The sequence below is a fragment of the Bradyrhizobium sp. WSM4874 genome, assembly GCF_055811835.1.
Window position 1 is genome coordinate 189,802 of the sequence record NZ_JBVVPR010000010.1, and the last position, 13,629, is coordinate 203,430.

Here is a 13,629-nt window from a genome sequence, read left to right on the forward strand (position 1 = left end):
CCCCAGCCGCGCGGCGGCGGCGCCCCGGCCCGCCGGCGCGCTCCGCCCCCCCGGGGCGCCCCCCCCCCCCCCGCGGGGGCCCCCCCCCCCCCGGCGCCCCGCCCCGCCCGGCCCCCCCCCCCCCCCCCCCCCCCCCCCCCGCGCCACTCATTCCGCTGCTGCGATCTGTCCGAGCTCCACCACCTGGCGCTCGAACAGGCCGCGATAGATGCCGCCGGGCTTGGCCGCGAGCTTGGCATGTGTGCCTTGCTCGACGATCTCGCCGTGGTCGAACACCAGGATGCGATCGAGGCTCCGTACCGTCGACAGCCGGTGCGCGATCACGATCGAGGTGCGGCCTCTCATCAGCCGCTCCATCGCCTGCTGGATCAGCGCCTCGGATTCCGAATCGAGGCTCGAGGTCGCTTCGTCCAGGATCAGCACCGGCGCATCGGCCAGGAAGGCGCGCGCCAGCGCCACGCGCTGCCGCTCGCCGCCGGAGAGCTTGACGCCACGCTCGCCGACCAGCGTGCCGTAGCCCTTAGGCAGGCGCACGATGAAGTCGTGCGCGTTGGCCAGCCGTGCCGCCTGCTCGATCGCCTCCAGGCTGGCGCCGGGCCGGCCATAGGCGATGTTCTCGGCGAGCGAGCGGTGGAACAGGATCGGATCCTGCTGCACGATCGCGATCTGGCTGCGCAGCGAATGCTGCGTGGCCTTGGCAATGTCCTGCCCATCGATCAGAACGCGGCCGCCGGTGACGTCGTAGAGCCGCTGCACCAGCTTGACGAAAGTGGTCTTGCCGGAGCCGGAGCGGCCGACGAGACCGACGCGTTCGCCGGCGCGGATCGTGACTGAGAGTCCGTCATAGAGCGGCGCGTGATGGCCGCCGTAAAGGAACGTGACATCATCGAACACGAGCTCGCCACGCTCGATCGCGATCGGCCGCGCGTTCGTCGCATCCGCAATCCCGATCGGCTCGTCATGAATCGCCACCAGTTCCTCCATGTCGTTGACCGAACGCTGCAGGTTGTTGATGTGCATTCCGACGTCGCGCAAATAGGCATGGATGACGTAATAGCTCGTCAGCACATAGGTGACGTCGCCGGGCGAGGCCCGCCCCGACACCCACAGCAGCACGGCACCGCCGATCACGGAGGCGCGCAGGGCCAGTAGCACCGAGAGCTGCGCCAAATTGGTGTAGTTGTAGCGGAGCCAGGTCCGCCGCACGCGCACGCGCCAGCGGTTGACGACACGGGCAAGCCGCGCGTCTTCGCGCACTTCCGCGCCGAAGGATTTCACTACCGCGTTGCAGGTCAGCGCGTCTGCCAGCGTGCCGCCGACCTTGGTGTCCCAGGCATTGGAGACGCGCGCGGCCGGCGCGATGTAGCGCGTCGAGAACAGCACCGTCATCGTGACATAGACCAGCGCGCCAAGCGCGATCACCGCGCCGAGCGAGGCCCAGTGCACGCCGAGCAGGATCATCGACCCGATCAGCACCAGCAGCGACGGCGCCACCGCCATCAAGATGGTGTCGTTCAACAGGTCGAGCGCCCACATGCCGCGGGTGACCTTGCGCACCGTGGATCCCGCGAAGGAGTTGGCGTGCCAGTCGGTCGAGAAGCGTTGCACGCGCATGAAGGCTTCCTGCGCGACCTCGGACATGATCGTCAGCGAGAACGGCACGATGGCCTGGAGGCCGGTCAGCCGCAGCACCATGGACGCCGCGCCCAGCGCCACGATACCGGCCAATGCCATCAGCGCCTCGTGGCGCGCGGCGGGATCGGAAGGGCCGCGCGTCAGGGCGTCGACCAGATGTCCGGAGAATACCGGCATGAACAGGTCGGCGATGGTCGCACCCAACAAGCCGCCGGCCACGACGAGGCTACGCCCCGGCTGCTTCAGCCAGTGCCGGAACACGAAGGGCAGCACCACGCGTATCGCCGCGGGCCGTTTTGACAGAGCGGTCATGGCATCGTCCGGCCGCTTATGACGCGGGCCGGCTCCATTGATGGACACAGACCGGCCGCGAGGGCCGAGACGGCGTCAGCTAAAGTTGGCTTTGATCTGGGAAGCGGAGCGATCGGGACTGAAAGCCCAATCGAAGCTGGCGGAAGAGGCCTCTAGGAGGCCGAGCACATACCGAGCCAGAACATCATCGAGCGCGGGCGCGCGATCTGCGAATGCGACGAAATCATGCAAATCCTCCCGGTTCAATGGAATGAGGTGCGCTTTATAGATGTGTCATTGGTGATTTGCAACGGGGCTCGCGCGAGATCACGCACGAGTGTTGCAAATTAGTGCGCGTCGCCGCGCGCTCCTCCGTCATGCCCCGGCTTGAGCGGGGCATCCAGTACGCCGCGGCTTCTATGGCAGGAGCGCGCTTTCCAACCAAGGCCTCTGGAATACTGGATCGCCCGCCTTCGCGGGCGATGACACCGGATGAGTGGCTGGCTTAGTGCGCGTCGCCGCTGGCGCCGAACGGCGAGGCCGGCCTCTTCAACAGTGTGACGAGCAGGGTGAGGCCGAGATAGAACAGCGTGAGGATGAAGAAAGCATCGCCGAAGCTCATCACCACGGCCTGGCGATGCACGAGCTGGCTGAGCTGCTTCATCGCCATCAGCGTGGAATCGCCAAGCCCCTGAAACTTCTGCATGAACATGGTCAGGGTTTCAGTCGCGGTCGCGTTGCCCCAGGTCACGCGCTCCTGCAGGCGCGTGATGTGCAGGTCGGTGCGGTCGTTGAGCACGGTGTTGATGACGGCGAGGCCGACGGCACCACCGAGATTGCGCATCAGGTTGAAGAGGCCCGAGGCGTTCTTCACCCGGTCGGGCGCAAGCGTGCCGAGCGCGATGTTGTTGGTCGGCACCATCGCGAACATCATGCCGACGCCGCGCAGGATCTGCGGAATCAGCAGCTCGTAAAAATCGTAGTCGCGCGTGATCCAGGTCATCTGGTAGGAGCCGAGCGCAAACACGACGAGCCCGAACGCGATCATGTAGCGCATGTCGTACTTCGCCATGAGACGGCCGACCACCGGCGCGACCAGGAACATGGTGATGCCCGAGACGAACATGGTCTCGCCGATCATCAGCGCGCTGTAGCCGCGCACTTCGGCGAGGTAGCGCGGATAGATGTAGGTCAGACCGTAGAGGCCAATGCCGATGCAGAACTGAAGGACGCAGCCGATCGCGAAATTGCGGTTGGAAAAGGTGCGTAAATTGACGATCGGCTCGGCCGCCGTGAAGACGCGCCAGAAGAAGGCGATCGCCGAGATGCCGCAGATCCAGGCGCAGATCGCGACCGAGGGGTCCTGCATCCATTCATATTGCGGGCCTTCCTCCAGCACGTATTCCAGCGTGCCGAGAAAGCCGGCCATGAACAGCAGCCCCCACCAGTCGAAACGATCGAGCAATTCGAAATGCGGCTCGTCGAAATCGACCAGCGCCAGCACGCCGATGGTGATCCCGATGCCGGGCACGATGTTGATGAAGAACAGCCAGTTCCAGGACATCAGGTCGGTGATGTAGCCGCCGACGGTCGGCCCGATGGTCGGGGCCAGCGTCGCGACGAGCCCGATGATGGGACCGACGATGTGGAATTTCGTGCGTGGGAAAACAGTATAGGCCGAAGCGAACACGGTCGGGATCATGCCGGCGCCAAGAAAACCTTGCAGCGCGCGCCAGAGGATCATCTCCTCGATGGTGGTCGCGAAGCCGCAGAGCAGGCTCGATGCGGTAAAGCCGGCCGCCGAGATCGCGAACAACAGCCGCGTGCCAAACGCGCGCGACAAAAATCCCGAGAGCGGAATCGCGATCACTTCGGCGATCAGATAGGCGGTCTGGACCCAGGAGACCTCGCTGGAGCTCGCCGACAGGCCGGCCTGGATTTCACTCAGGGACGCCGAGACGATCTGGATGTCCAGGATCGACATGAACATCCCGAACACCATGATGATGAAGGCAAACAGCCGCTTCGGCGCGATGCGCTCCGAAGCGGGGTCCGCCATCATGGCAGGTGAAGCGGTCGTGGCGTTCGCCATGATCTGTCCTCGCGGGCGCAGGCGCGCTACTGCGGATGGATCATGGTGGCGTCGTCGAGATCGACCTCGCTGTCGGCGTCGGCCGCGCCCTTGTTGGTATCGACGCTCGCGTAGACCGACATGCCGGCGCGGAGCAGGTTTTGCTTCGCGACCGACTTCGGCACGCGGATGCGGACCGGCACGCGCTGCACGATTTTGGTGAAGTTGCCGGTGGCGTTGTCGGGCGGCAGCAGCGTGAATACCGAGCCCGAGCCCGCCGCGATGCTGTCGACGACGCCGGAGAATTTGCGCATGCCATAGGCGTCGACCTTGATCGTCACCGGCTGGCCGGGGCGGATGCGCTTGAGCTGGGTCTCCTTGAAATTGGCGTCGATATAGACGTTGTCGAGCGGTACGACGTTGCCGAGCCGCTGGCCCACCGCGACGAAGTCGCCGGCACTGACGAGGCGGTTCGAGAACGTGCCGTCGACCGGCGCGCGCACCGCGGTGAAGGCGAGATCGCGCTCGGCTTTGGCCAGCGTGGTCTTGAGCTCGGCGAGCTGCGCCTGCGCTTCGGCCTGCTGCGCCTTGGCGACGTCGACATTGCTGAGCGCGACGTCGTAGGAGGCCTGCGCAGCCTTGACCGCGGCGGCGCCCTGGTCGCGCCCGGCTTCGGAACTCTCGAAGGTGGCGCGGGAGGCAAAACCCTTGTTGCTCAGCGCTTGCTGGCGCTCATAGTCGAGATCGGCGCGCTTGAGGCCGGCTTCGGCGGAGACGAGCTGCGCCTTGGCCTGTGCGACCTGGCTGTCGAGCGCCGCGACCTGGCGGCCGATGCGATCGATGGTAGCCTGCTGGGTCGCGATCCTGGTCGCGGCGGCGTCGACCGCGATCTTGTAGTCGCCGTCGTCGATGCGGAAGACGATGTCGCCGGCGCGCACCGTCGTGTTGTCGCCGGCGAGGATCGAGGAGACGTGGCCGGCAACGCGCGCGCCCAGCATGGTGTTGTTGGCGCGGACATAGGCATCGTCGGTCGCGACGTAGAAGCGGCCGACCAGCGTGTAATAGCCGGCATAGCTCGCGGCCGCGAGCGCCAGAAGCAGCCCTATACCCATCATCACGAATTTGCGCTTGCCGGACTTCGGCGCGCCGGCGGCGGCGGGCGCGTCTGGGGCTGCGGCCGGCTTGTCGGTCACGGGCTTCTCCGGCGCCTCGCTGGGAAGGCGCTTGGCTTCCTCGGCCACATGAGAGCGCAACTGCTCGGCGAGAGCTACAGACGTCTCGGTGGCAGCGTCACCACCCGCGGGCGTCGGCGTCTCCACGGCGTCCTTGCGAAGGACCCGCGCAGCCTGGTCTCTCAATACGGCCATGAAGGCCTCCCCAAAAAAAGCGCGATGAGGGACGTCCGCCGTGCGGCCGGGTCCCTCTCGCCTATCCCAAATATCATTGACCGAACCGTTCGGTCAATATAGATAATATTCCCGGGCAGAGCCTACTGGCCCGAATCCTTTATTTCGGTTTCATGGCCCTGGACCGATGCAAAAACTTTCCGAGACCCTGAACCAATGGTTGTAGCCGCTCGCGAACATCTGCACGTCATCCAGGAGGAGGACAGTTCCAAACGCCGCCAGATCTTGGACGGAGCCCGCAAGGTGTTCATGGATCTCGGGTTTGACGGTGCCAGCATGGGCGAGATCGCCCGCGCGGCGCAGGTCTCCAAGGGCACACTTTACGTCTACTTCGCCGACAAATGCGCGCTGTTCGAAGCCATCCTCGAGCAGGAGGCGCTCCAGCACGGGCAGGTCGCGTTCAATTTCGATCCCGCGCGCGATGCCGAGACCACGCTGAAGGATTTCGGCCAAGCTTACATCCATCTGCTGTGCCGGCCCGGCGGCGGGTCCGCAATCCGCACTGTGATGGCGATCGCCGAGCGCATGCCCGACGTCGGCCGCCGCTATTATGCGCGGGTGCTGGACAAGACCATCAACCGCCTCTCCGACTATCTCAAAGCCCATGTCGCCTCCGGCGATCTCGCGATCGACGATTGCGACCTCGCGGCGTCGCAGTTCATGGAACTGTGCAAGGCCTCGCTGTTCCTGCCCTTCGTCTTCCAGGCCGCGCCCGCACCATCGGAAGAACGCATGAGCGAAGTCGTCGACAGCGCGACGCGGATGTTCCTGGCGGCGTACTGGGCGAAGTAGCCGCACGCGTTGCAGGCCGTTCCGTCGGTCCTATATTGGGGCTCATGTCCCGTGATCTCCGCCCGCCCGTCGATATCCTCCATTACGAGATTGTCCAGGAACAGGCCTCCGCGCTCGGACGGATGGGCCGCACGCTCGAACAGGCGCTGGCGCGCTTGCGCGAGTTCGACGCCGCCCATGCCCTCCCCGAGGTGCCGGCCTCGCTGCAACCGGCCAGGCGCAAGCTGGTGATGGAAGCCGGCCACGCGCTCTGGATGTTCGTGGTGCAGCGTGAGGCGACCGGCCTGCGCGACAGCCGCCACATCATGCGGACCTACAACGTCCCGTCCGAGGTGCAACTGTGCATGGGGCTGGTCCCGGCACCGTCGAAGTCGACCCGAAAATGATTTTCGACGGCGCCCGGCGCTAGAGCTCCTCGCGAGCGGGCACCCACGACCGAAAAACGCCATCCACGCCGAATGACCGCTTGGGCACCGCTCCTGATGACGGCAATACGTCTCGATCGCTGAGGTAGCAACAGCTACGCCAAACCTTCATCGGGAATATTGAGAACAGCGCCGCATGCTTTGCAATGCACGGCATCGCTCTCATGCCGCTGCAGTCCGCAAGTTGGGCAAGGAAATCTGACCTTGTTCGGACTCAACAATGCGCGCGCAAGATTGAAGAACAGGGTTACTCCGAAAATCATGATCACGACGGTTATCAAACGACCCATTGTGCCTGGCAGGGTAATATCGCCAAAGCCGGTCGTCGTCAGCGCGGTAACAGTGAAATACAGGGCGTCAGCATAGTTCCGAATCTGATCGTTGCGAAACTTCTGAGACTCGTAAACTATCCCCGTCATGACAAATATGAAAACCGCAAGGTTGGTGACGGCAAAGATGACCTCCTCGTTGCGACGGAAGAATGACGAATCCATGCGCAACCTAGCGAGCATCTGGTAGTCACGAAGCAGTCCCAACGTCCGCAAAATCCGCAGAAAGCCGCCCGCCTCGCCAGCGAGGGGCGCCAGGAATGAAACGATGGCGACTATGTCAGCCCATGTCGAGAGGCGGGCAAACTTTCGAAGCGGGTGCCGGTCGGCGAGTAGCCGTGCTGAAAAATCGGCCAATATCATTGCGCCGAATAGCAGGTCGAACGTTTCGATGATCTCACTGGGGTGCAGGAACGACGTTCCGATAATGAACAGTATGGTCACAACATCAAACGCGAGCAACGCATAACGGAAACCAACGGCGCTAGGCGTTGTACCTTCGTAGAGGCGACGGACGCGGCTTCTCAGGGAGGTGTGGTTCACAGCCGCCATATGCTCGCACTTTGCACAGATGATTGCAGCTGGGACGCCCCTTGCGCGCGCTACGAGATCTAAGTCAGTGCGACAAGTTCGAGCTAGTTGACGCTTCCGTGACAGTCCGAAGCACCAGCGTCAGGTGGCTGTTACCGGGACGGACTGTCATCGGCACAATCTCGATGCTATCGGGTCCCGGCTCGCCTGCTTTCCTCCACTGAAATGCCGCGCCGGGTCTGACGTATACATTCACTCTTTTTGTTTCTCTTCTGCGCTTCTTCCATCGGAGCTTTTAGAGCGTTCTTCGAAGCGATCAGCGCCCTTCGCTAAATCGTGTCCCGTCTTGCTCTCGTTTTTCGCTTCTTCCTTAGCAGTCGCTTCGCGCAAGCCTTCAGCGGCCCGTTCCCCAGCTTTTGATGATTTTCGTTCGTCATCCATGTGAAACACCTTCCCTGATAAACGACAGGCTTCTCCGGGAATTCAACCGGATCGCTTGGAGATTGTTCCAGTTCGGTGGAAGCTAGTGCGTTTACTGGCCCGAAGCTGATTCAGACAAACAGCACGTGCGCTCCGGTCACAAGCCCCCATCATGCTCAAGGCGGGAGACTTCGGTTTTGCGTCGGTAAGCTGACCTTGATGGGCACGACCTAGTCGGTCACCTGCTTCCGTAACGCCGCGAGATCGTTGACGACCATCTTGGTCGGGCCAGTCCAGATGATGCCGTCGTCCTGAAGGCGGCTGAGGATCAGGCTGATCGACTGGCGCGTCGCGCCGATCATGCGCGCGAGATTGGCCTGCGTGATGCGGCCGAGCGAGATCGGGCCGTTCTCGTCCTGGGCCGCGTTCTCGCACAGCTTGACCAGCAGCAGCACCAGCCGTTCCGCCGCCTTCTGTCCCGCCAGCGTCTGCGCCAGCATCGAATAGGTCTCACCCTTGAAGCCGAGACACTCGATCAGCGCGACTGCGAATGACGGCGACAGCGCGATCAACCGGCGGACCGCATCCTGGTCAAGATGCAGTGCTTCGACCCGCCCGAGCGCGCGGGCCGACCAGCTGTGGCGGTGATCGCCTAGGATATAGGGCGCGCCGACGAAGTCGCCTGCCTCCCAGGTCGACAGCATCAGTTCGCGCCCTTGCGTGCCGGCATGGGTGCTTTCCACGATCCCATTCAGGATGATGTGGACGCCGTTTGCGGGCTCGCCCTCCCGCAGCAGATATTCGCGATTCTGGTAGGTCGCGAGCCTGCCGGTTCGCATCACCAGATCCAGATCGGGCTTGTCCAACGCCTTCAGCACATAACGTCCGGTCCCGGGCCGTGGCAGTTCGGCGCGCGGCTCAGCTGGATCGGCCACCTCATGCGCATCGCTGCGCCCCACGATCGGTCTCCCTTCGAGTGACGGCTCGAAGGCTAGGAGGTCTCCGCTCGGATTGCAACGCGGCGCAGATGGTCGGGCTCGGCCGAAGCCTCCATGAAAGCGCAAGCCAGATCGGTGAGCAGGCGCTCCCGGCCGGCCGGCGCCAGGAACGTGACGCCATAGGGCACGCCGGCTGCGGTGACGGTGTTTGGAACGGCGATGGCGGCCAGGCCGAGCGGGTTGGCGTAGTTCGTGTAATAGCCATTGTTGAAGTTGGCCGTCAGCGGATCGCGCGCGACGTCGTCGATGCTCAGCACGGTGCCGACCGTCGGCACGACCAGCGCGTCGTGAACTTGCCAGAAATCGCGAAGCGACCGCTGGACCTCCTTCACCTTGTAGAGCGCACGATAGGCGTCGGCCGCCGTGAACTTCCGGCTGCCGATGACGAGGTCGCGCACGATCTTCACGCCCGCCTCCGGGTTGGCGTCGAGGAACGCGCCGACCGAGACGTCCCGCTCGGCGAGGAAAGGTCCGAAAAACATCAAATCGTTGACCGAAATGAAGGGCGCGAAATCGACCGATGCGACCGACAGATCGAGCTGCCGCAGCTTGCGAAGCCCATCGCCGAACAGCGCCTCCGTCTCCGCATTGCCGAAGAACCTGAGCTGTTCCGGACGCGGCGTCGCGATGTTGAGCGGCCGCGCTGGAGATGCCTGCTCCGTCCATCCCGCGAAAGCTTCCGGCGAAAAACAGTCGTCGGCATCGCGCCGCGCCAACACGCGATAGACGTCGTGGCCATCGCGGGGATCGCGCGTGTAGAGCGAGATCGTATCAAAACTTCGGCACGCGTAGACCATGCCGCGCTGACTGAAGGCGCCGGGCGCCGGCTTGAAGCCGGTCACGCCACAATAGGACGCCGGCACCCTGCCCGATCCGCCGGTATCGGTGCCGAACGCAAAGGACGAGGTGCCTGTCGCGACAGATACCGCTGCGCCTGAGCTCGAGCCGCCGGGGATGTAGTCCGGGTTGTGCGGGTTGCGGGCAATGCCATAGGGCGAGCGCACGCCGACGAGGCCGGTCGCGAACTGATCCATATTGGTCTTGCCGAGATAGATCGCGCCGGCGGCGATGGCGTCGGCGACAACCGGGCTCGTGTCTTTCGCGGTGTAGGCGAATTCCGGGCAGGCCGAGGTGGTCTGCTCGCCGGCCACATCGATACAATCCTTGACCGAGAACACGAGGCCGTAGAGCGGCAGCTTGCCGATCTCGCCAATGCGGGCATCGAGCGCGCAGGCCTTTGCCATGACGCCTTCGGGATTTGCCGTCGAGATCCAGACGCCGCTCTGGTCGGCATTCTCAAGGCGCGACAACACATGCGCGGCGACATCGGACGGCTTGAGCTCACCGCTGCGATAGGCGGCACGGAGATGGCGAGGTGCGAGATTCATGTCGGTCACGTGCTCGCAGGAATTGGCAATGCGCCGGCGAGACAGGCTCGCCGGCGCCGATCCTAGCGGCCGATCACCTTTTCCAGATAGGCGGGCTGGATGAAGGCTTCGAAGTCGGCGCGCGGCAGCAGCTTCGGCAGGCGCTCCTGCTTCACCAGGAAGTCGGCGGTCGAGATCAGCGTGTCGACGAACTTGCCCTTTTTCGCGGACGTGCCGAGATACTCCTCCGTGAGCTGCTTGCTGCAGGAGATCATCCCGGTGCCCTTCATCATTCGCTGCGCGTCCTCGATGGGCAGCGAAAGCTCTTCCGCGATGATCTCCGCGGTCTTCTCCGGGTTCTTCAGCCAAAAATCGATGCCTTCGCATTCGGCCTTGATGAACTTGTCGACGTAGGACGGATACTTCTCCGCAAACGCGTTCATGACGACGCCGATGTCCCAGGTCGGGTAGCCGCGCTTGGCCATCTCGCCCGAGGTGACGAGAATCTTGCCGCCGTTCTTGACGGTCTTGCCGAGATTCGGCTCCCAGAACCAGGCCGCGTCGATGTCGCCGCGAAGCCAGGCCGCCGCGATGTCCGACGGCGCGAGGTCCAGAATCTTCATCGAGGCGGGATCGACACCCTCGTCCTTGAGCGCCTGGAGCAGGAGGTAGTGTGTCGTGGAGCCGAACGGCGCCGCCACCGTCTTGCCCTTGAGGTCCTTGAGCGAGGTGATGTTCTTGTCGGTGCGAACCACCAACGACTCGACGTAGTCGAGCATGTTGATCACCAGGATGCCCTTGATCGGCAGGGCGCGCGTCGCGCCGATCGCGGTCGGCGGATTCCCGAGGCCGCCAAAGTCGACGTCGTTGCCGGCGATCGCGCGCAGCATGTCCCCGCCCCCGCCGATCTTGATGTATTTGATGTCGACGCCCGGCATCTCCTTGGCGAGCAGGCCAAGATGCTTGGTGACAAGCTGCGCATTCACGAGGTTCAGATAGCCGACGGTCACCTTCGCCGGCTTGTCCTCGGCGCGTCCTGCGCCCGTGAGCGCCAACGTGGCAACTGCGAGCGTCGCAATCAGTCTCTTCATCATGGAGGTCTCCCCTACGATCAGAATTGGATTCAGGCCCACGGCATCAACAGTTTCGCGATGCCGCGCATCATGAGGTCGAGCACGACGCCGGTGAGACCGAGCACGATCAGCCCCATGATCACGACGTCGGACAGCAGGAATTTTGCGGCGTCCCAGATCATCCAGCCGATACCGGCGGAGGCCGCGACGATTTCGGCGGCGACGAGAACGGTATAGGTAAATCCGAGCGAGATGCGCATGCCGGCGAGAATCAGCGGTCCCGCCGCCGGCAAATAGACGTGAAACAGCAGATGGCGCCGGGTCGCGCCGAGCGACTGTGCGGCGCGCACGTAAACGGGATCCACGCTGGTGACGGCCTGGATCGTCGAGATGACGATGCCCGGCAAGCCGGCAAGAAACAGCAAAGACAGCTTCGAGCTCTCACCGATGCCGAGCCACATCACCAGCAGCGTATAAAGGCCGAGCGGCGGCAGTGGCCGGTAGAACTCGATCAAGGGATTGAGCAGCGCGCGAGCGTTGCGCGACACGCCCATGAGGACACCGAGCGGGATGCCGATCAGGCAGGCCAGCGTGAAGGCCGTGAGGATACGATAGAGGCTTGCGCCGAGATGCTGAACCAGCGTCGCGCCCTGATATCCCTTCGTCATCGTCTTGACGAACGCGGCCCAGACCGCCTGCGGCTTCGGCAGGAACAGCTCGTTGGCCCAGCCCATCTCCGTGACGATGGCCCAGCCAGCCAGCAGCACGGCGACGGTCAACGTCGAGAGCAGCACCGATCGCGAGACCTTCGGAAGCCCCAGCCGCAGGCTGCCGCGTCGGGTGCGATCCGGCGAGATTGGAATCGTCATGTGGGTCGCCTCGACGCTCATGTCCGCACTCCCAGGATCTGCATGATGGTCAGCGCGTAGATCCGCGTCGCCATCACCGACTTGGTGATCGAGATGTTCTCGTTGTCGACGGCCCAGCCGTCTTCTCCGGGACCGAACGTCACCGCATTGATTCCGGCTTCGCGGAAGCGGATCGTGTCGTTGAAGGCATTCTTGCGGTTGACCCCGGGCTCGCGGCCCATCAGACGCCGGTAAACCGCGCGCAAGGAGCGGCAGGGCTCCTCCTCGACCGGCACCGGTTCGGTCGCGTTGACGAACAGCGAGCCCGGCACCTGGCGCACCTCGACTTTGACGTCGTTCACGCCCGCAAAAGTGTCCCGTCCGAGACGCTCGATGTCCGCAATCACGCTCGACAGCGTCATGCCGGGCACGACGCCGACCACGGCGAGCGTGATGGTGCAGGCATCCGGCGAGAACTGCATCTCGCCAGGTAGGCCGGACCGAATGCGCACCACGGCGCAGCAGGGCGGCGTATGTCCCATGAACTTGCTGGGGACATGCGTGAACGCCATGTCCTTCAGTTTCGGCAACAGCTTTGCCGCTTCCATGATGGCGTTGACGCTGATGTCGGGTCGCCAGATGTGCGACTTGATCCCGTGAACGGTGAGCTCGATCAGGCAGTGGCCGGAATTGGCCACCGACAGGTTCATGCCCCAGTCCTTGTTGACGTCACCCCAGGCGGTCGGCTCGGCGGTGATCTCGTAGTCGGCGGTGAGGCCGACCTTGTTCAGCATGTAGATGGAGCCTTCGGTGCCGTTCCGCTCCTCATCGACGGTGTAGCAGCACATCAAGGTGCCATCGAACTTCACACCCGCTTCGGTCAGGGCCTGCACCGCGAGCAACGATGCCGCGAGGTTTCCGCGCGTGTCGGACGTGCCGCGCGCATAGAGCAGATCGCCATGGCGCGTCGCCTTGAACGGATCGAAATCCGTCATGTGCCATTTCTCGGGCTCGACGGCCGGATAAGTGTCGAGATGGTCGTTGAGAATGAGCGAGGGGGCGCCGTCGCGCCCCTTGAGCACGCCGAGCACGTTCGGCCGGTGCGGCTGCGCGCTGTGCTTGGTGACCTCCATGCCGAGCGCTTCGAGCTTGCCCGCGACCAGCATCGAGATCGCCTCTTCCTCGGCAGGCGGCAAATCGGGATCCAGCGGATTGCCGGAACGGGGCTGGCCGGTGCGGATCAGCTCGGACGCGAGTTCAAGCCACCGCTCCTCCGTGATGCGCGACAGCACGCGCTGTTCGAGATCCGAATAAGGAGGGGTGACAGGCATCTGCATGACGGGATCCGCTGGCTCACGGCGCCGGCAGCGCCGCTTCGTGGCAGCCTCCTCATTGCAGCGACCGTGCCAACCGCCGAAAAAGCCCGTCGCGGCACAATTGTCT

The 13,629-nt window shown here is 64.0% G+C and carries 12 protein-coding genes; 2 read left to right on the top strand and 10 right to left on the bottom strand.

What is annotated here, in order from left to right; all coding sequences use genetic code 11:
- Window positions 1–147: 147 nt before the first annotated feature.
- From AC0L3P_RS13585 to AC0L3P_RS13595, 3 genes are all read right to left on the bottom strand, one after another.
- Window positions 148–1,947 (bottom strand): ABC transporter ATP-binding protein, encoded by a 1,800-nt coding sequence (locus tag AC0L3P_RS13585; protein WP_473302220.1) that lies wholly within the window; start codon window positions 1,945–1,947, stop codon window positions 148–150.
- A gap of 484 nt (window positions 1,948–2,431) precedes the next feature.
- Window positions 2,432–4,018 carry a DHA2 family efflux MFS transporter permease subunit gene (locus AC0L3P_RS13590; RefSeq protein WP_354060481.1) on the bottom strand — a complete coding sequence of 529 codons (1,587 nt, stop codon included), beginning with the start codon at window positions 4,016–4,018 and terminating at the stop codon, window positions 2,432–2,434.
- Between the two features lie 26 nt (window positions 4,019–4,044).
- Complete coding sequence (locus tag AC0L3P_RS13595) at window positions 4,045–5,364, bottom strand: HlyD family secretion protein (RefSeq protein ID WP_473302221.1); 1,320 nt, start codon at window positions 5,362–5,364, stop codon at window positions 4,045–4,047.
- Between the two features lie 195 nt (window positions 5,365–5,559).
- On the opposite strand from AC0L3P_RS13595, the gene AC0L3P_RS13600 reads away from it, so the two are divergent.
- Entirely contained in the window at window positions 5,560–6,195 is a 636-nt protein-coding gene (locus AC0L3P_RS13600) for a TetR/AcrR family transcriptional regulator (protein WP_354205278.1), read from the top strand.
- 44 nt (window positions 6,196–6,239) lie between these two features.
- Window positions 6,240–6,581: a DUF6665 family protein gene (locus AC0L3P_RS13605; RefSeq protein ID WP_354205276.1), complete on the top strand. Its 342-nt coding sequence runs from the start codon at window positions 6,240–6,242 to the stop codon at window positions 6,579–6,581.
- 134 nt (window positions 6,582–6,715) lie between these two features.
- Here the strand turns inward: AC0L3P_RS13605 and AC0L3P_RS13610 are convergent, their stop codons facing one another.
- The 7 genes from AC0L3P_RS13610 to AC0L3P_RS13640 all read right to left on the bottom strand — a co-directional run bounded on the left by AC0L3P_RS13610 (window position 6,716) and on the right by AC0L3P_RS13640 (window position 13,523).
- Window positions 6,716–7,501: a potassium channel family protein gene (locus tag AC0L3P_RS13610; protein WP_473302222.1), complete on the bottom strand. Its 786-nt coding sequence runs from the start codon at window positions 7,499–7,501 to the stop codon at window positions 6,716–6,718.
- A gap of 231 nt (window positions 7,502–7,732) precedes the next feature.
- Complete coding sequence (locus AC0L3P_RS13615) at window positions 7,733–7,921, bottom strand: hypothetical protein (RefSeq protein ID WP_473302223.1); 189 nt, start codon at window positions 7,919–7,921, stop codon at window positions 7,733–7,735.
- Window positions 7,922–8,130: 209 nt separating this feature from the next.
- Complete coding sequence (locus AC0L3P_RS13620; RefSeq protein ID WP_473302224.1) at window positions 8,131–8,859, bottom strand: Crp/Fnr family transcriptional regulator; 729 nt, start codon at window positions 8,857–8,859, stop codon at window positions 8,131–8,133.
- Between the two features lie 32 nt (window positions 8,860–8,891).
- The gene (locus AC0L3P_RS13625; RefSeq protein WP_473302225.1) at window positions 8,892–10,286 is read right to left on the bottom strand and encodes an amidase family protein; all 1,395 of its coding nucleotides are present in this window, start codon (window positions 10,284–10,286) and stop codon (window positions 8,892–8,894) included.
- Between the two features lie 62 nt (window positions 10,287–10,348).
- The gene (locus tag AC0L3P_RS13630) at window positions 10,349–11,359 is read right to left on the bottom strand and encodes a taurine ABC transporter substrate-binding protein (protein ID WP_473302226.1); all 1,011 of its coding nucleotides are present in this window, start codon (window positions 11,357–11,359) and stop codon (window positions 10,349–10,351) included.
- Between the two features lie 29 nt (window positions 11,360–11,388).
- Window positions 11,389–12,228 (bottom strand): ABC transporter permease, encoded by an 840-nt coding sequence (locus tag AC0L3P_RS13635; protein ID WP_473302227.1) that lies wholly within the window; start codon window positions 12,226–12,228, stop codon window positions 11,389–11,391.
- On the bottom strand, window positions 12,225–13,523 hold the full coding sequence (locus AC0L3P_RS13640; protein ID WP_354060463.1) for a M20 family metallopeptidase: 1,299 nt from the start codon (window positions 13,521–13,523) through the stop codon (window positions 12,225–12,227). The genes AC0L3P_RS13635 and AC0L3P_RS13640 overlap by 4 nt, the downstream gene beginning before the upstream one ends.
- Window positions 13,524–13,629 lie beyond the last annotated feature (106 nt).

Excerpts from the sequence above, each read along its gene's own strand:
- AC0L3P_RS13585 (WP_473302220.1), bottom strand. The coding sequence starts at position 1,947 with ATGACCGCTCTGTCAAAACGGCCCGCGGCGATACGCGTGGTGCTGCCC.
- AC0L3P_RS13590 (WP_354060481.1), bottom strand. The coding sequence starts at position 4,018 with ATGGCGAACGCCACGACCGCTTCACCTGCCATGATGGCGGACCCCGCT.
- AC0L3P_RS13595 (WP_473302221.1), bottom strand. The coding sequence starts at position 5,364 with ATGGCCGTATTGAGAGACCAGGCTGCGCGGGTCCTTCGCAAGGACGCC.
- AC0L3P_RS13600 (WP_354205278.1), top strand. The coding sequence starts at position 5,560 with ATGGTTGTAGCCGCTCGCGAACATCTGCACGTCATCCAGGAGGAGGAC.
- AC0L3P_RS13605 (WP_354205276.1), top strand. The coding sequence starts at position 6,240 with ATGTCCCGTGATCTCCGCCCGCCCGTCGATATCCTCCATTACGAGATT.
- AC0L3P_RS13610 (WP_473302222.1), bottom strand. The coding sequence starts at position 7,501 with ATGGCGGCTGTGAACCACACCTCCCTGAGAAGCCGCGTCCGTCGCCTC.
- AC0L3P_RS13615 (WP_473302223.1), bottom strand. The coding sequence starts at position 7,921 with ATGGATGACGAACGAAAATCATCAAAAGCTGGGGAACGGGCCGCTGAA.
- AC0L3P_RS13625 (WP_473302225.1), bottom strand. The coding sequence starts at position 10,286 with ATGAATCTCGCACCTCGCCATCTCCGTGCCGCCTATCGCAGCGGTGAG.
- AC0L3P_RS13630 (WP_473302226.1), bottom strand. The coding sequence starts at position 11,359 with ATGATGAAGAGACTGATTGCGACGCTCGCAGTTGCCACGTTGGCGCTC.
- AC0L3P_RS13635 (WP_473302227.1), bottom strand. The coding sequence starts at position 12,228 with ATGAGCGTCGAGGCGACCCACATGACGATTCCAATCTCGCCGGATCGC.
- AC0L3P_RS13640 (WP_354060463.1), bottom strand. The coding sequence starts at position 13,523 with ATGCAGATGCCTGTCACCCCTCCTTATTCGGATCTCGAACAGCGCGTG.